The 17,229-nt window shown below is 67.7% G+C and carries 16 protein-coding genes and 1 pseudogene; 6 read left to right on the top strand and 11 right to left on the bottom strand.

The genetic code is table 11. The annotated features are described in order from the left end of the window. Nucleotides 1-98 precede the first annotated feature (98 nt). Nucleotides 99-1,013: an alpha/beta hydrolase-fold protein gene (locus tag FPJ27_RS12670; RefSeq protein WP_204421355.1), complete on the bottom strand. Its 915-nt coding sequence runs from the start codon at nt 1,011-1,013 to the stop codon at nt 99-101. A gap of 61 nt (nt 1,014-1,074) precedes the next feature. After that, complete coding sequence (locus FPJ27_RS12665) at nt 1,075-2,172, bottom strand: OpgC domain-containing protein (RefSeq protein ID WP_034180944.1); 1,098 nt, start codon at nt 2,170-2,172, stop codon at nt 1,075-1,077. 381 nt (nt 2,173-2,553) lie between these two features. Between FPJ27_RS12665 and FPJ27_RS12660 the strand changes: the two genes are divergently transcribed. Then, nucleotides 2,554-3,708, top strand: a complete 1,155-nt coding sequence (locus FPJ27_RS12660; protein ID WP_175959305.1) for a porin — start codon at nt 2,554-2,556, stop codon at nt 3,706-3,708. A gap of 42 nt (nt 3,709-3,750) precedes the next feature. Here FPJ27_RS12660 and FPJ27_RS12655 read toward each other — a convergent pair whose 3' ends face one another. Then, complete coding sequence (locus tag FPJ27_RS12655; RefSeq protein ID WP_175959304.1) at nt 3,751-4,662, bottom strand: LysR family transcriptional regulator; 912 nt, start codon at nt 4,660-4,662, stop codon at nt 3,751-3,753. A 90-nt stretch (nt 4,663-4,752) separates the two neighbouring features. Here FPJ27_RS12655 and FPJ27_RS12650 point away from each other — a divergent pair. Then, a pseudogene (locus FPJ27_RS12650) lies at nt 4,753-5,032 on the top strand (aldo/keto reductase); the annotation flags it as partial. A gap of 138 nt (nt 5,033-5,170) precedes the next feature. Further along, nucleotides 5,171-5,911 (top strand): sulfite exporter TauE/SafE family protein, encoded by a 741-nt coding sequence (locus tag FPJ27_RS12645; RefSeq protein ID WP_204421354.1) that lies wholly within the window; start codon nt 5,171-5,173, stop codon nt 5,909-5,911. A 102-nt stretch (nt 5,912-6,013) separates the two neighbouring features. On the opposite strand, the gene FPJ27_RS12640 is transcribed toward FPJ27_RS12645, so the two are convergent. From FPJ27_RS12640 to FPJ27_RS12630, 3 genes are all read right to left on the bottom strand, one after another. After that, a complete protein-coding gene (locus FPJ27_RS12640) occupies nt 6,014-8,179 on the bottom strand; it encodes a hypothetical protein (protein WP_204421353.1) in 2,166 nt (721 codons plus the stop codon). Nucleotides 8,180-8,678: 499 nt separating this feature from the next. Then, a complete protein-coding gene (locus tag FPJ27_RS12635; protein ID WP_204421352.1) occupies nt 8,679-9,065 on the bottom strand; it encodes an ester cyclase in 387 nt (128 codons plus the stop codon). A 38-nt stretch (nt 9,066-9,103) separates the two neighbouring features. Beyond that, complete coding sequence (locus FPJ27_RS12630) at nt 9,104-10,000, bottom strand: LysR substrate-binding domain-containing protein (RefSeq protein WP_204421351.1); 897 nt, start codon at nt 9,998-10,000, stop codon at nt 9,104-9,106. Nucleotides 10,001-10,504: 504 nt separating this feature from the next. Here FPJ27_RS12630 and FPJ27_RS12625 point away from each other — a divergent pair. From FPJ27_RS12625 to FPJ27_RS12615, 3 genes are all read left to right on the top strand, one after another. Then, a complete protein-coding gene (locus FPJ27_RS12625; protein WP_204421350.1) occupies nt 10,505-11,353 on the top strand; it encodes a peptidoglycan DD-metalloendopeptidase family protein in 849 nt (282 codons plus the stop codon). A gap of 210 nt (nt 11,354-11,563) precedes the next feature. After that, nucleotides 11,564-12,463, top strand: coding sequence for a class A beta-lactamase (bla, locus tag FPJ27_RS12620; RefSeq protein WP_204421349.1), 900 nt, complete (start codon nt 11,564-11,566; stop codon nt 12,461-12,463). Between the two features lie 95 nt (nt 12,464-12,558). Further along, the gene (locus FPJ27_RS12615; RefSeq protein ID WP_204421348.1) at nt 12,559-13,431 is read left to right on the top strand and encodes a LysR substrate-binding domain-containing protein; all 873 of its coding nucleotides are present in this window, start codon (nt 12,559-12,561) and stop codon (nt 13,429-13,431) included. Nucleotides 13,432-13,477: 46 nt separating this feature from the next. On the opposite strand, the gene FPJ27_RS12610 is transcribed toward FPJ27_RS12615, so the two are convergent. The 5 genes from FPJ27_RS12610 to nikC form a co-directional block, all read right to left on the bottom strand. After that, nucleotides 13,478-13,813: a type 1 fimbrial protein gene (locus FPJ27_RS12610; RefSeq protein WP_204421347.1), complete on the bottom strand. Its 336-nt coding sequence runs from the start codon at nt 13,811-13,813 to the stop codon at nt 13,478-13,480. Between the two features lie 365 nt (nt 13,814-14,178). Beyond that, nucleotides 14,179-14,433 carry a GlsB/YeaQ/YmgE family stress response membrane protein gene (locus FPJ27_RS12605; protein WP_034180284.1) on the bottom strand — a complete coding sequence of 85 codons (255 nt, stop codon included), beginning with the start codon at nt 14,431-14,433 and terminating at the stop codon, nt 14,179-14,181. A gap of 129 nt (nt 14,434-14,562) precedes the next feature. After that, nucleotides 14,563-15,339, bottom strand: a complete 777-nt coding sequence (locus tag FPJ27_RS12600; protein WP_204421346.1) for an ABC transporter ATP-binding protein — start codon at nt 15,337-15,339, stop codon at nt 14,563-14,565. Continuing rightward, nucleotides 15,336-16,250 carry an ABC transporter ATP-binding protein gene (locus tag FPJ27_RS12595; RefSeq protein WP_204421345.1) on the bottom strand — a complete coding sequence of 305 codons (915 nt, stop codon included), beginning with the start codon at nt 16,248-16,250 and terminating at the stop codon, nt 15,336-15,338. The genes FPJ27_RS12600 and FPJ27_RS12595 overlap by 4 nt, the downstream gene beginning before the upstream one ends. 1 nt (nt 16,251) lies before the next feature. Beyond that, entirely contained in the window at nt 16,252-17,166 is a 915-nt protein-coding gene (gene nikC / locus FPJ27_RS12590) for a nickel transporter permease (protein ID WP_204421344.1), read from the bottom strand. Nucleotides 17,167-17,229 lie beyond the last annotated feature (63 nt).

The following is a 17,229-nucleotide window of genomic DNA, read 5'->3' as shown; positions in this document are numbered from 1 at the left end:
GCCCGGGTGGCGCGCGCAGTGCATCGCGCCTGTCGGCGGACGATGGGCCGGGCATCGTCCGGCTTGACGGAAACGGGCGGGGCCACGCCCGCCCGCCGTCACTTCACGCACTCGAGCGCGTACTTCAACCCCTGCCCGAGCAGCCCGCGCCACACGTCCCACGTATGTCCGCCTTCGACGATGCGCAGCTCGGCCGGGTTCTGCGCACGGCGCAGCTGCGTGTACAGCACGCTCGATTCCGCCTGGATCGTCAGGTCGTCGTCGCCGGCCGCGATGAACATCGGCACGCGCCAGCTACGCGCGAAATAGCCGCGCATCAGCGCCGGGTAGTTGAGCTCGTGCCACACGCGCGAGTCGAACTGCCGGTCGCCGAACACGCCGACATAGCGCGCGGCGGAATTGAGCGGCGGCTCGTTCGCATAGATCGCGGGGCTCAGCAGCATCGCGCCGCAGAACAGGCCGGGTTCGAGCAGCGAGAAGCGCAGCGCGCCGAAGCCGCCCATCGACACGCCGCCGATCGCGCGGCCCGCGCGCTGGTTCGACACCGCGAAGTGCGCTTCGACTTCGGGCAGCAGGTCGTTGAGGAACGCGCTCTGCATCTTCTCCTTGCGGTCGACGTACCAGTCGGTGCCGCCCTGCGGCATCACGATCACGACGGGCGGAATCTCGCGGCGCTCGATCAGCGTGTCGGCGGTGGCCTGCAGCCGGCCCTGCGTGATCCAGTCGTTCGCGTTGCCGGCATTGCCGTGCAGCAGGTACATCACCGGGTAGCGCGCGCCTTCCGGGTTATAGCCGGGCGGCAGGTAGACCGTGTACGACCAGTCGCGCTTCAGCGATGCCGACCGGAACGTGCGCAGCGCGACGCTGCTGCCCGGATTGACCGGCGGCTCCTGGGCGGCTTGCGCGGCCAGCGGCGGCGCGGGCGATACCGTCGGCGCGGCCGGCGTGGCGCGGGCGGTGGCGATGGAGCCGGCGATCAGGGCGACGGCGAACGGTAGGGCGAGTCGGCGCATGGCGAATCGTTTCAGGAGAGGCGCCGGCTATCGTAGCAGCGGCGCATGACGGCGCGGCGCGTCATTGCCGCGAACGGAACGGCAGCCGCGCGACGAGCGGCCCATAGAGTTTGGCGACGAGATACAGCAGGCCCATCGCGACGGCATCGGCGGTCAGGCCGAGCGGCACGTCGAGATAGCCTTCGGTCGCCTGGTAAAGCAGCGAATCGACCGCGAGCGAGATGCCGGTGCCCGCGACGAAGCACAGCAGCCCCTGCCGGCCGATCGTGCCGATCCACGGCATCGCGTGCGCGACTTTCTTCATCCAGCCGAGGTGCACGAGCTTGGCCGCGAGCCACGCGATCGCGAGGAAGTTCACGAGCCGCAGCGCGCCGAGGTTCTGCTTGATCGACGGATCGGTCGGGAACGGCTCGATGCGCAGCCGGTAGTACGCGCCGGCGGCGACGATCGCGAGCGACACGGCCGTCAGCAGCCAGCCCTGCGGCCTGGGCGCGAGCGTCTGGTAGACGGGCTGGCAGCGCGCGATTACGCCGAGCACGAACAGGAACTGCCACGCGAACGGATTGAAGTCCCACGGCGCGCCTTCGACGGTCGGCAAAAAGCGCGCGACGTGCGGCGCCGCGTACCACAGCGATCCGCTGAACGCGAGCATCAGCCACGGCTGCGTGCGCGCGAGCGGCAGTGCGAGCGGGACGAGCAGCGCGAAGAACGCGTACATCGGCAGCACCGACGCGAGGTACGGCTGGCGGCGGAACAGCAGGATGTCGCGCAGCGCGGCGAGCGGTTTGTGGAGCAGGCCGTCGAGATCGTTGGTCGGCATGTTCGGGCCGTCGATCGCGAACGCGTTCAGCGCGGCCGTGATCAGCAGCATCAGGCCGGCCGTCACGAGGAACGCGCGGTAGATCTCGAACGCGCGCAGGATGAAGCGCTGGCGCGCGGCGGCCTCGTCGTGCCGCTCGGCGAGCGAGTTGTACGCGATCGCGGTCGCGAAGCCGCCGAGGAACACGAATACCTCGGCCGCGTCGCACAGCGCGTACGCGTGCAGCGTCACGCGCGACAGGATGCTGCCGCCGATATGGTCGACGACGATGACGAGCAGCACGAGGCCGCGGAAGAAATCGAGCTCGGCGTAGCGGCCGGCCCGGGCAGGCGCGGTCATCGGACCGCCGCCCGGCGCGGGCCGCGTGCGCGGCCGGCATACGCCGCGCATGAATCGGGGTGAAGCATGACTTCGTGAAGAAATGGCGAACGGATGCGCATTGTGCCACCGATGCGACGCTCATCGGGTTTACGCGGATGGCGGGCCGGACCGCCGCTGCCGACAAGCCCGGTCAGGCTGTCTGCGCAACGGGGCAGTTGGGAGAGCGCAACGCTTTGCGCGCGGTTTCCTTACCCCGATGGACGGACGGTTTGCGACGTGACACCATTTTGTCCTCACGCGGCCGCACACCGCGTCGTCCGCCCTGCGGGCCACACACAAAACAGACCAAACATTCGCCGGGCGCTCGGCCCGCCCGGCCCTCGGCTCCGGAGATCCGTCATGAAGAAGCACGTCATTTTTGCCGCCGCGCTCGCTGCCTTCGCCGCGCCGGCCTTTGCCCAGAACAGCGTGACGCTGTACGGCCTGATCGACGAAGGCTTCAATTACACGAACAACGTGAACGTCAATGGGGTCGGAAAGACGAATTACCAGCTCGCGAGCGGTTTCGCGCAGGGCAGCCGCTGGGGCCTGAAGGGCAGCGAGGATCTCGGCGGCGGGCTCAAGGCGATCTTCACGCTGGAAAACGGTTTTGACGTGAACAACGGCCGGTTCAACCAGGGCGGCCGCATGTTTGGCCGCCAGGCGTTCGTCGGGCTGACCGAGTCGCGCTTCGGCACGCTGACCTTCGGCCGCCAGTACGATTCCGTCGTCGACTATCTCGCGCCGCTGACCGCGAACGGCAACTGGGGCGGCACGCTGTTTTCGCACCCGTTCGACAACGACAACACGGACAACTCGTTCCGCGTCAACAACACGGTCAAGTACGCGAGCCCCGACTGGAACGGCCTGACGTTCGGCGGCACGTACAGCTTCAGCAACAGCACCGGTTTCTCGAACAACCGCCAGTACAGCATCGGTGCGCAGTATTCGCTGGCCGGGCTGCAGGTCGCGGGCGCGTACCTGCAGGCGAACAACCCGGGCGTCGGCAGCGCGGGCGCGATCGCGGCCGACGACGCGAACTTCGTCGCCGATCGCCTGCGCATCTTCGGTGGCGGCGTCAACTACACGTTCGGCCCGGCAACGGTCGGCTTCGTTTACACGAAGACGGACGTGAAGAACCCGGTGTCGACCGTCTACCTGCCGGCCTCGACCTTCGCCGGCCTCGGGCTGACCGCGACGAAGTTCCAGAACTTCGAGATCAACGGCAAGTACCAGCTCACGCCCGATTTCTATCTCGGCGCGCAGTACGTATACACGGACGGCAAGTTCGATGCCGCGGCCGGCTCGTTCAAGCCGAAGTACCACACGGTCGGCCTGATGGCCGACTACAGCCTGTCGAAGCGCACCGACGTCTATCTGCAGGGCGCGTGGCAGAAGGTCGGCGGCGACAAGACCGGCACGGCGGCCGACGGCGGCTACGTCGTCGGGACGGACGGGCCGTCGTCGTCGTCGAACCAGTTCGCGGTGCGCGCCGCGATCCGCCACAAGTTCTGAACGGGCGGCGGCCGGTGCCGGGCGCGCCGGTGCCGGCCCTTGTCAGCCCGCCTGGCGCGTGCCGCCGAGCGTTTCCGCGAGCCAGTCGACGAAGATCCGCACGCGCGGCGCGAGATGGCGCCCGTGCGTGAACACCACCGACACGGGCAGCGGCTCGGCATGCCATTCCGGCAGCACTTCGACCAGCGAGCCGTCGGCGAACAGCGGCGCGAGCCCGTCGCGCGGCGCCTGGATCAGCCCGAGGCCGGCGAGACAGCACGCGAGATACGCCTGCGAGCTGTTCACCGACACGATGCTGCGCATCTTCACCGCGTGCAGCTCGCCCGTATCCATGTCCGCATATTCCCAGTCCAGCTCGCGGCCCGTGCGGCTCGAGAAATAGCCGACCGCGACGTGGTCGGGCAGTTCGTCCGGCGATCTCGGCGTGCCGTGGCGCGCGAGATACGCGGGCGACGCGCAGTTGATCTGCGCCATCTCGCCGATCCGCCGCGCGACGAGCGACGTGTCGGACAGCACGCCGACCCGCACCGCGCAGTCGATGCCGTCGGAGACGAGATCGACGAAGCGGTCGGTCGTGCTGATCATGACGCGCAGGTCGGGGTAGCGCGCATGAAAATCCGGCAGCGCCGGAATCACCTGGTTCAGCGCGAAGCGCTCGGGCAGGTCGACGCGGATCACGCCGCGCGGCGATGCGCGGGCGTCCTCGAACAGCGATTCCGCATCGTCGAGATCGGCCAGCAACTGCACGCAGCGCTCGTAATAGGTCGCGCCCTCGGCGGTCAGCGCGACGCGCCGCGTCGTGCGCTGCAGCAGGCGGATATTCAGGTGCTTTTCCAGATACTGGACGGCGTTGCTCACCGTCGGGCGCGGCAGTTGCAACTGCTCGGCCGCTTTCGTGAAGCTGCCGAGATGGGCGACGCGCGCGAAGATGCGCATTGCTTGCAGGTGGTCCATACGGGGCGGAGCGTTGGCGGATTGGAACAGGCTCCATTGTTGATCAGCGTCGAATGGTTTGGTGGAGCGTTTCGCGTTTCGCGCTTATCGCGCGCCGCGACGCACCGACAATCCGGTCCATCCACTCACCACTCGAAGGTCGATGCGCTGCGCGCGATCGCGTGGGCGCTGTCGCGCGGCATCGACATCGTGCCGCTGGTCGGCGCGCGCAAGCGCACGCAATTGAAGGACGCATTGCACGCGCCTGAATTGCAACTAACGGTCAATGATCTCTCGCGCATCGAAACGGCGGTTCCCGCCGGGGCGGCTGCCGGTGACCGCTATCCGGCCACAGATGGCTCACCTCGACAGCGAGCAGACGCGGGGGTGATCCATGGGGCCTGAACGGAGGGCCTGACAGGCCCGCCCGACAGGCCCTAGCCAGCCTCAGGCAAAACCAGATGGCGGGCGGGCTGACGGCGGTTCACCATCGGCGCCGTAATCATCCCAACCGGACGGAACGCCCTCCATGCAAATTCATACGCTGACGATCATCGCGCTGGTTTTCCTGCTGGCCGGCGCGGTGAAGGGAATGATCGGGCTCGGGCTGCCGACGATCGCGATGGGGTTGCTGACGCTCGCGATGCCGCCGTCGGCTGCGGCGAGCCTGCTGCTCGTGCCGTCGTTCATCACCAATGTGTGGCAGTTGTGGCTCGGCCCGTCGTTCGGGCCGTTGCTGCGTCGCCTGTGGCCGCTGCTCGCCGGTCTCGCGATCGGCACGCTGACGGGCGGGTTGCCCGCGCTCGCGGCCGGCAGCACGTGGACGCATGCGGCGTTGGGCGTGGTGCTGATCGCCTACGGTCTATGGGGGCTGGCCGCCGCGCGGCTGCCCGCGCCGGGGCGTCACGAAACCTGGCTGTCGGCCGTGGTCGGCTATCTGACGGGCGTCGTGACGGCCGCGACCGGCGTGTTCGTCGTGCCGGCCGTGCCTTACCTGCAGGCGCTGCGGCTGTCGAAGGACGACCTGATCCAGGCGCTCGGGCTGTCGTTTACCGCATCGACGATCGCGCTCGGCTTGCAGTTGCGCGTGACGGGCGCGCTGCAGACGGTCGATCTCGGCGTGTCGGCGCTTGCGCTCGTGCCGGCGCTGGCCGGAATGGCCGGCGGGCAATACGCGCGGCGCGTGATGAGCGAGAAGGCGTTCAGGCGCTGTTTCTTCGTCGGGCTGATTGCGCTCGGTGCGTACATGGCCGCCTCGGGGTGGCTGTAAGCGGGTATCGCCGCGGAGCGTGATGCCCGCCGTCCCGAAACATCCCGAAGCCGGTTTCTGCTGCCGGCTTCGGGAGCTGTAACAGGACGGCGGTCGCACCGCTCAGGCCGGATCGGCGTACTTCAGTGTCCAACCGAGCGTGCGGGTCGTGCCCGCGCCGAGCGCAAACGGCTTCGTCGTGCACGCGAAGTTCGAATGCAACTGGCCGATCGGCGTCGTCGACAGCGGATTCGTCGTGCCGTTTGCCGTGTCGAAGGCGGACAGCACACAGTTGTCGAACCCGGATGCCGCATAGCCGGTCGCAGCGCTGTTCGCGTATGCCACCGATACGCCGTCGCCGTTGGCATGCGTGGACGCGAAATCCGCGAACGACGTGAAGTCCGTCTCGACCGACAGGTTGCCGGCGAGCGTGCCCGAACTCAGCGTATCGCTGCGCGCGACCGTGCCGTGCGCGAACGTCAGCACCGAATGCACCTGCAGGTCGAGATCGGTCGTGTACGCCGCGTTCTTCGACGCGAGACGGAATTTCGCGGTATCGAACGACACGATCACCTGGCCGTTGGCCTGCTGCACGCTCAGGTTCCTGTAGTACGTGACGGGAATGTAGGTCTTCCCGTTGTACGACACCTGCGGCACCAGCAGCGCATAGCCGAGATCGGTCGTGCCGTAGATCAGCCTGTCGGAGAACGGCACCGGGTAGTACGGCGTGAACGAGTTGTAGTCGGGCGCCTGGCTGAGGTTCAGGTTGATCACGCGCCGGCCGTCGCGCACGGTGAGCAGCGCCGCGCTGTACGGATGCGCGGTGTCGCCGGGCTGGTTGTACCGGGTGAGCGTGTAGCGCGGCAGCGCGTCGAGCCACGCGTTGTAGTCCGCATCCGCCATCGGCGCCTTGCCGCCGAAGCCGAGCTTGTTCCACCACGCGTTCACGTACAGGTACTGGTGCAGCAGGCTGAAGTTCTCGCCCATCACGCGCGGCTTGCCGCGATACGTGTCGGTGCCGCGACCCTTGACCCACATGTTCACCGACGGCGTCGGCAGCGACGGGTCGTACCAGTAGGTGTCGAAGCGATGCGCGGCCCGGTAGATGAATGCATACGCGACCTGCTTCTCCTGGTCGGACAGCACACCGGCGTTGGCCGCGGCCGTCAGCACTTCCATGAACGCGGAATCGCCGTACGGGCCGATCGAGCGGCCGTAGTCGAAGCCCTGGCCGTCGGTGTTCAGCTGCGGCAGGATCAGGTCGACCGACTTGCGCAGATAACCCTTCAGCTCGGGCGTGAGATTCGCTTCGTTACCCATCTCGAGCGTGCGCTCGACCACTTCGCCGATCAGCAGCGTGCTGTAGCGGTCGAAGCGCGCCTGGTCGTAATAGGTCGTGTGCGTGTTCGACGCTTCGTCCGAGAACCCGCCCGACGAATCCTTGCGGATGTGGTTCGCGAGCGTGTACAGCAGCGCGTCGCGCGCGCCCATCGTCGCGACGGACGGATCGGTCGCCGACGCGAATGACGGGCTGCTCCAGCCGAGCTTCTGCCGCAGCCCGGCGATTCCGTAGGACACCGCATAGTAGTTCTGCGCGGTGTTGAGCGACGCGATGTCGATCGGCGTGCCGGCGGCCGGGCACGTACTGGTCTTGCCGCTCGCGTCGGGGCCGAACATGTCGCAGAAGGTGAGCCGCTGCTGCAGCGTCGCGAGCATCGCGTCGCTGAAGACTTCGTTGAGCATCCCGTGCGCCTTCAGGTTGTTCAGCGCGACGAGGTAGTAGTACTCGCCCCACGACGTATTCGCATATGCGTAGTTGCCGCCCGACTGCGCCATCATCGCGGTCGTGATCGACTGGTACGTCGCGAGGTAGCTCGCGTATTGCGGGTCGCCCTTCGACTTCATGTCGATCAGGATGTACGACAGGCCGAGCGCGAGCTTGCCGGGCAGGAATTTGTCGCCGGTGTTCGTATCGAGCACGTGCACCGGCGTGCCGTCGCCGAGATCCATCACGACCTGCGTGAAGTCGGGCGATTTCCGGATCAGGTCGAACAGCGCGCGCATCTGGCCCATCATCGTGACGGGAATGTTCGTGCCGGCCGGCACGCTGGTGTCGGGCGCGCCGTAGACGAGCGCCTGCAGCGAGTTCGCCGCGAGCGCGGGTGTCGAAGAGGGGGGCGGCGACGGCGGCGGCGTGTCGGTCACGTCGCTGCCGCCGCACGCGCTGACGAACAGGACGGAAAGGGCGCTGAGCGCGGCGCCTAGCGCGAATCTGCTGCGCGGATGCATGGTGTCTCCAGTTTGAATAGTGATGAAGGACGGGCAGGTATGGCCGTTGCCGCGCTCGACACCCGTACCTGACCTCCGCCATGCAACCCTGATCCCTGACGACGGATGGCCTGAATCACAACCCGAGCGGGCAAGCGTTCCCCCTGCGCGGGCCGAGGCCGGCGTCGCGCCGATGCGTTGGAAAACGTTTTCCAAATTTAGGCATCGAACGGCGTGATGTCAATGAACTTTGACGCCGGAGGCGCCGGTAGAAACCCGAATAGTGGGAAGAGAGAGGAGGCTGGGGCGAGATCGGGATTACACGTAAATTACGGGGAATTTTTGCCGAAGTCGATTAGACGCAGTGCGGGATACCGACGCTGAAGCGGCAGGCGGGTGTGCTCTCCAGTGATGCGCGTTTGATCACATTTGAGAGAAAACGTTATCCTTAAGGATCGAAACGAATCAAACCGGGCATCGGCGCATCGATCACGACCGGCGCCCGGCCGCGCCGGCGCTGCTAAAGCTGGGCCTCGATCGCTGCCTTGTCGATCACCGACCAGACCTGTCGGATCTTGCCGTCGTGGAACTCGTAGAACACGTTCTCGGCGAACGTGACCTTCCTGCCGTCGACGGCGAGCCCCATGAACGTCCCTTTCGGCGAACACGCGAAGCGAAGGCGGCTCGCGACGCGCGGCGGCTCGCACGCGAGCAGCCGGATGTCGAAACGGAGATCGGGGATGTCGCGAAAGTCCTGTTCCAGCATCGCGCGGTAACCGGCGAGGCCGAGCGGCCGATCGTTGTGGATCACGTTGTCGTCGACATACTGGCCGAGTGACGGCCAGTCCTGCCGGTTCAGGCAGTCGATATACGCGCGGTAGCGGGTGGCGAGATCGGTGTCGGTCATGGCCGTGCCTCCGTATGCCGGTGGGGTGGGGGCGCGCGTCACCGCGGCGCTGGTTCGCCGGACAAAAACGCCACGAACTCCCGTGTGTACTTCGGCAGTGCATCGAACGACCGCGCGCAGAGCGTCAGCTTCCGATGGCTCCATGGATCGGCCAGTTCGACGAGCCGCACGTCCAGCGTCTGCATCGCGCGCTCGGCCGCGTGCCGCGACACGATGCCGATGCCCACGCCGCTCGCGATCACGCGGCAGATCGCATCGAAGCTCTTCAACTGCACGCGATAGCGGATCCGCTTGCCGAGCGCGCGCGCCTGGTCGGCCAGATGCACCTGCAGCGCGCTGCCGTCGGTGAGGCCGATGAAATCGGCGTCGGCGATCGCGTCGAACGCGACCTTGTCGTGCGACGCGAGCGGATGCGCGGCCGGCACGACGACGATCAGCCAGTCTTCGCGGAACGGTTTCTGTTCGAGCCCGCCGAGCCCGACCGAATCGGCAACGATGCCGACCTCGGCCGTCTTGTTGCGGATCGCATGCACGATCTCCTGGCTCGAACGCTCCTCGACGCTGATCGACAGCTTCGGATGATGCGGCAGGTAATCGGCCAGCGCGTCGGGCAGGTATTCGCTCAGCGACGCCGTGTTGCACAGCAGCCGGATATGGCCGCGCAGCCCCTGACCGTATTGCTGCAGTTCGCCGCGCATGTGGTCGATCTGTTGCAGCACCGTGCGCGCGTGGTGTTCGAGCGCGCGGCCGGCGTCGGTCGCCTGCGCGCCCGACTTGGTCCGGTGCAGCAGCGGCACGCCGAGTTCGTCCTCCATGCCGCGGATGCGCTCGCTCGCGGCCTGCAGCGTGATGTGCGTGCGTTCGGCGCCGCTCGTGATCGTGCCGGCCTCGCAGATGTTCAGGAAGAGCCGCAGGTCGGTCAGGTCGAAGCGCATGATGGGCGGGGAGCGATAGCGTTGGAATGGCCGATAAGTTAGCAGGAACCGCAGCGTCGGTCTCAGGCGCAGCCTGAGACCCGATTCGCCGGTTCCGCATTTTCGGGGCACGATCGATGCCCGATCATGGCCGCATCTCGACACCGGGGAGCCAGTCATGCAGATCGATTCGTCGTGGGGCGTGTCGTTCAAGATCGCGTTGCATGTGTTGTTCCTGTGCATCGGCATCGCGTGGGCCTGTTCCGAACTCGTCGCATGGCTGCGTTGAGCGCGGCGGCGCAATCCTATTGGAATCAATCCGCCATAGTCTCTTGAAACGAAAATTCTTCCGTTTTCACGCGAAAAGACCATCAAGTTTTTCGGGATCGGACCGTATTACCGGTAGCGAATGTCGGCCGGCGTCCCGTTCGTGATCGTTTGTCATCATTGTTTGCATCCGGTTACACGTCGGCCGTTCCGTTTTTGAGATGCTTGAAAGATTGTCAAACCGGAGTCGGGTCGTCCATGAAAACGCGCGAGATTTGCCGCAATGCGGCGTGGCTGTCGGGCCTGGCCGCCGTGCTCGTCATGGCCGGTTGTGCAAACACGCAGTCCGTCCCGCCGAGCGACACGCTGGCGGGGCAGCCGTCGCCGTCGAGCCAGCCCACAGCTGCGCCGTCGGCCGCCACGCCGCCGCCGGCGCCGATTCTCGTCGCGCAAAAGTACGTCGTGAAACGCGGCGACACGCTGACGGGCATCGCGTCCGCGAACGACTGCAGCGTTGCCGACCTGCGCACCTGGAACAAGCTGGGCGCGAACGGCAAGCTGCGCAAGGGGCAGGTGCTGCGCATCGTCAGGCAGCAGCCGCTGCCGCCGTCGGGCGCGGCCGGCACGCAGGCCGCCGCGCCGGCCGCCGCGAGCGATGCGGTGGCCGGCAATCAGGCCGCGGCATCGACGGCGAGCAACCGTCAGGTCGTGAAGGAAACGAAGCGGCATGCGGGCGGCGTCGCGCTCAAATGGCCCGCGAACGGCAAGATCGTCGAAGGGTTCCGGCCGGGGCAGAACCGCGGCATCCAGATCGCCGGCCGGCCGGGCGACCCGGTTCGCGCGGCGGCCGACGGCCGCGTGATGTACGCGGGCACCGGCCTGAACGATTACGGCAGCCTGATCATCGTCCAGCACAACGCGGATTTCCTGACCGCCTATGCGCACAATCGCAAGGTGCTCGTGAAGACGGGCGACATCGTGCGCCAGGGCGACGAGATTGCCGAGATGGGCGATCTCGACAACTCGCGCGTCGCGCTGCTGTTCGAAGTGCGGCGCGACGGCAAGCCGGTGAATCCGATGCCGTACCTGCCTTCTTCGCAAGGATGAAGCCGGGCTGTTCTGCTGGAACGCGACGACTGTCGCTGCTAGGCTAGGGGCTGTTTGCGAATCCCGTGCTTCGCGCGGGGCCGACGGCCGTCTTTCGGGGATGCGCGGCGAATACCGTCGCGGGCCGGCCGTCGGCGTGAACGGGCGTGCATCGCCGATGCGTGCCCGCGTTGCTTCGTGCCATCGTTTCCGACAGAACACTATTCATCCATGGAACACTCTCCGACACGCCGCTCGCTGTTGCTTGCCGCCGTTGCCGCGCCGTTCGTCGCCGCGTGCACGTCAGCGCCGGTCGCCGACCAGGGGCGCGCCCATGCCGCGCAAGCCGAACTCGCCGCACTCGAGAAAGCGTCGAACGGCCGGCTCGGCGTCGCCGCGCTCGATACGTCGAACGGCGTGCGCATCGCCCACCACGCGCGCGAGCGCTTTCCTCTGTGCGGCACGTATGCGGTCGTCGCCGCCGGCGCGATACTCGCGCGCGGCGCGCTCGACGCGTCGCTGCTGCCGCGCCGCATCCTGTATCGCCGCTACGAAGTCGTGTCGGGTTCGCCGATCACGGAAAGCCATGTCGACACGGGCATGACGATCGCGCAGCTTTGCGAAGCGATGCTGCGCTCGGGCGACAAGGGCGCGGGCAACCTGCTGATGGGCGTGCTCGGCGGCCCGCAGGCCGTCACGTCGTTCGCACACGAGAGCGGCGACACGACGTTTCGCCTCGATCACTGGGAACCCGAACTGAACAAGGCCGTGCCGGATGACGAACGCGACACGTCGACGCCGGTCGCGATGATCGACACGCTGCAGCGGCTGCTGCTCGGCGACACGCTGCGCGAACCGCAGCGCGCGCAACTGACGGAATGGATGGTCGGCGGCGCGCGCGGCGCGACCGGCATCGCGGCGGGCATGCCGCCCGGCTGGCGCGTCGCGGACAAGGCCGGCACGGGCGGTTACGGCACGACGACCGACGTCGCGGTGCTGTGGCCGCCGTCGCGCGCGCCGCTCGTGATGGCCGTGTCGTTCACGCAGCCGCAGGCCGACGCGGCGGCCCGCGCGGACGTCGTCGCATCGGCGGCGCGCATCGCGGCGGGCGCACTCGCCGCGACGGCCTGAGCGTCGCGCGCCTCGCGCAAAGCCGGCGTTTGGCTTATCGTGTCGGTCAGCGCGCGCCGGCGTCGGCGTGCGGTCCTTCCGTTTCCTGTCTCTTCATGCGCCGACTTCCGCCCCTGCACGCGCTGCAGATCTTCTCGACGGTGGCTCGCCACCGCAGCTTCACGCGCGCGGCCGAGCAGCTATGCATCACGCAGGGCGCGGTGAGCCGGCAGATCCAGACGCTCGAGGCGCATTACGGCTTTCCGCTGTTCAAGCGCCATGCGAAGGGCCTCACGCTGACGGCCGAGGGCGAGCAGCTGCTGCCGGTGGTCAACGAGAGCTTCGCGCGGATCGAGGACATCTCGATGAAGCTCACGCGTCAGCGCACCGATCTCGCGCTGAAGGTGCCGACCTGCGTGATCCGCTGGATGCTGCCGCGCATCATGCGCTTCCAGGGCGAGCATCCCGATCTCCATGTGCAGATCACGACCGCGTGGCAGCACGACGTCGATTTCTCGACCGAGCCGTTCGACGCGGCAATCGTCTACGGCACGTCGCCGGGCGCGGGCGTATTCGCGCTGCCGCTGTTCGACGAACGGCTGACGCCGGTATGCGCACCGGAGTTGCGGCAGGCGTCGCCGCTCGACACGGTGGGCGATCTCGCGCGCCATACGCTGCTGCATCCGACCCGCGACCATCGCGACTGGCGCGCATGGCTCGATCATGCGGGCGAGCGCGGCGTCGATCCCGCGCGCGGGCCGACCTTCGACACGCTCGATCTCGCGACCAACGCGGCGATGCAGGGCTTCGGCGTCGCGATCGGCGACGTGACGCTTGTCGACGACGACGTCAGCGCGCGCCGGCTCGAACGGCCGTTCGACATCGTGCTCGAGACCGGCGCACGCTACTTCTTCGTCTATCCCGAGAACATCGGCAACCAGCAGAAGATCCGCGCATTCAGCGACTGGATCGCGCGCCATCGCGACTGACGCGCGGCCGCGTCGGACCCGCCGCGCGCCGCGCGGGCGGCCGGTGTTACTGGTAGGTCACGACGGCGATCATCGGCGCGAGATTGTTGCCCGGACGGTTCGGTAAAACGATTGCGCGCGAGGCCTGAGTAAAGGTCGTGGTCTTGACGGCCTGCATGCTCGCCGCGTCGACGAACGCGATCTGGCCGGTCGCCGGGCGCGGGCAGTCGGCGCGCACGCGAGCGGGCGCGGTGTTGGGCGTATCGAGCGCGAACGAGCAGGGCGGCTCGACGATCATGCCGGAGAAGTAGATGATGCCGGACGCGCCGGCGGCAAAGGACGAGGACGTGGCCAGAAGCGAGGCAGCCAGGGCGAACGAGGCGGCGAGCAGGCGATGCTTCATGACAGGCTCCAGAGAGGAAGCGCGTCGCAGCGGGGCCGCTCGGGTGGCAGTCCGTCAACGCCGCGATGCTGACTGCGTAAACGGCAAATCCATCGGACCTCTTGAATGAAAAAACGGAAATAGCGGGAATAAGCAAACAGCGGCGTATTCCTTCAATCAATTTATCTCAAAATTGAGCGGCCGCAAGCCCGGGTAATGCCGGTGTAGTAAACCAGAGGGACGGTTGCCGGCGGACGCCGTTTTTTGCGGGTGAATCGTTGCGGAATCAACGAATCGGTAGTAGCGCGAATCGTCGTTGGCCAAAAGAAAACGGCCGCTCGGTGATCCCGAGCGGCCGTTTTGCGTGGGGCGGTGTGGCGACGCGATCAGGCCATGCGCTTGCGCACCGCGCCGACGATCACCAGCAGCACGATCGCGCCGATGATCGATGCGATCCAGCCCGCACCCTGGCCCGGCGCATACCAGCCGGCCGCGCGGCCGACGTAGCCGGCGACCAGCGCGCCGACGACGCCGAGTACGGCCGTCATCAGGATGCCCATCTTGTCGTCGCCGGGCTTGAGTGCGCGGGCGAGGAGGCCGACGATGAGCCCGACGACCAGGGTTTCGATGAATTGCAGCATGAACGCCTCCCTATTGCTGTTGAGCTGTTGACGAAAGGAAATTGACCCGTGCGACGCACAAGGGTTCCATGCGGCGGCAAGCCGGCGCGTGGTGTGCGGAGTATCGCATGCCGGCGCGTCGCGCAGATGTCAGGCGGCCGGCGCGCTCGTGACCGGGTCGAGACGGCGGTAGCCTTCGGTCGCTTGCAGCAGCGTACGCGTGTAGTCGCGCGCGACCTGCCCGGTGCGCACGTCCTCGACTCGAAGCTGCTCGACGATCTCGCCATGCTGCATCACGGCGACGCGCTGGCACAGGAAGCCGATCACCGCGAGGTTGTGGCTGACGAGGATCATCGTCAGATTGCGTTCGCGATGCAGGCGGCGCAGCAGGTTCAGGATCTCGGCCTGCACCGACACGTCGAGCGCGGACGTCGGTTCGTCGAGCAGCAGCACGCGCGGCTCGACGATCAGCGCGCGTGCGATCGCGACGCGCTGCCGCTGGCCGCCCGACAACTGGTGCGGATAGCGGAAGCGGAACGCGGGACCGAGGCCGACCTCGGACAGCGCGCGGGCGATCCGCGCATCGGCGTCGCCGATCGCATGGATCGACAGCGGCTCGCGCAGCGTCTGGTCGACGGTGAAGCGTGGATGCAGCGACGCATACGGATCCTGGAACACCATCTGCACGTGGCGGCGGAACGCACGGTCGGGGGTGCCGCCGACCGGCCGTCCGTCGATCGACAGGCTGCCGGCCGCGAGCGGCACGAGGCCCGTCAGCGCGCGCAGCAGCGTCGACTTGCCGGAGCCCGATTCGCCGACGAGCCCGAACACCTCGCCGTCGCGCACCGCGAAGCTTGCGTCGCGCACGGCGTCGACGTGACCCGTGCGGGTCGGGAAACGGATCGATGCGTGATCGACGTCGATCATCGTGCAGCCTCCTGGCGATCGGCGGGTGTGGGCGCATGCGGTGCGGGATCGAGCCAGGCCGGATCGCGCCGCAGCACGGGCAGTTCGTCCGGCGGGTTCGCGAGCGGCGGGTTCGCCGCGAGCAGCCCGCGCGTATAGGGATGAGATGCGTCGCGCAGGTCGCGCGCGGCGCAGGTTTCGACCACGCGGCCCGCGTACATCACCGCGACGCGATCGCAGAACGACATCACGAGCGGCAGGTCGTGGCTGATGAACATCAGGCCCGTACCATGCCGCGCGATCATCGCGTCGAGCACCGCGAGCACCTGCATCGAGACCGCGACGTCGAGCGCGGACGTCGGTTCGTCGGCGATCAGCAGGCGCGGGCCGGTCGACACCATCATCGCGATCATCACGCGCTGGCCCATGCCGCCCGACAACTCGTGCGGATACGCATCGGCGACGCGCGCCGGGTCGCGGATCTGCACGGCCGCGAGCGCGTCGACGATCCGTTCGCGCAGCGCGCGGCCGCGCAGCCCGGGCTCGTGCAGGCGGAACGCTTCGCCCATCTGCTTCGCGACCGTCATCACCGGGTTCAGCGAATACTTCGGGTCCTGCAGGATCATGCCCATCTGGCTGCCGCACAGCCGCCGGCGTTCGCGCGGCGACATCGCGAGCAGGTCGTGGCCCGCGAAGCGCATCGTGCGTGCCGACCAGCGGGCGGCGTCGGGCAGCAGGCCGAGCAGCGCGCGGCCCGTCAGCGACTTGCCGGAACCCGATTCGCCGACGATGCCGAGCCGTTCGCCGGGGGCGAGCGTCAGCGACAGGTCGCGCACCGCGTCGGTGACGACGCCGTCGTGCCCGCGAAAGCCGATTTTCAGGCCGTCGATCTCGCAGAGCGGCGCGGGCGCGGTGGTGGAATGCATCGGCATGTCACGCTCCATGACGGGGATCGAAGACGTCGCGCAGCCCGTCGCCGAGCAGGTTGAACGCGAGGCTCACGAGCAGGATCGCGATGCCGGGCAGCGTCGCGACCCACCATGCGTCGAGCAGCACGTTGCGGCCCGACGCGACCATGAAGCCCCACTCGGGGCTCGGCGGCTGCGCGCCGAGGCCGAGAAAGCCGAGGCCCGCGACGGTCAGGATGATGCCGGCCATGTCGAGCGTCGCGCGCACGATCACCGACGACATGCACAGCGGCATGATGTAGCGCAGCAGGATCCGCGGGCCCGACGCGCCTTGCAGCCGCGCGGCGTGGATGTAGTCGGCCTGCGCGATGCGGATCGTTTCGGCGCGCGCGAGCCGCGCATACGCGGGCCACGCGGTGATCGAGATCGCGACGACCGCGTTGATCACGCCGGGCCCGAGCGCGGCCGCGAATGCGAGCGCGAGCACGATCTTCGGGAACGCGAGCGCGATGTCGGTGATGCGCATCAGCACGCTGTCGACGAAGCCGCCGCAATAGCCGGCCGTCGTGCCGATCAACAGGCCGATCGGCACGACGATCACGACGACGAGCAGCGCGATGCCGAGCGTGAGGCGCGAGCCGGCGATCAGCCGCGAGAGGATGTCGCGGCCGAGCTGGTCGGTGCCGAACCAGTGCGACGGCGAGCCGGGCGGCAGCAGGCGGTCGGACAGCACCTGGCGCAGCGGATCGTGCGGCATGATCAGCGGGCCGACGATCGCGACGACGATCAGCGCGACGAGGATCGCGAGCCCGAACAGGTTGAGCGGGTTCGTGGCGAAACGGCGCCAGCGTCGGTACGCGAGGCCGAGCGCGGCCTGCGAGCGCGACGCGGGCGCATCGGAAAGCAGCCACGCGCGCAATGTGAGGCGCTCGGCGTTCATGATTGGATGGCCTTCGGCATGGACGATGAAAGAAGCAGGGTGGAAGCGGTCATGTCGAAACGG

The sequence above is a fragment of the Burkholderia sp. MS455 genome, assembly GCF_016899445.1.
Classification (GTDB): domain Bacteria; phylum Pseudomonadota; class Gammaproteobacteria; order Burkholderiales; family Burkholderiaceae; genus Burkholderia; species Burkholderia pyrrocinia_C.
The sequence above is the reverse complement of the archived record's forward strand: the minus strand, read 5'-3'. Positions and strand labels throughout refer to the sequence as shown.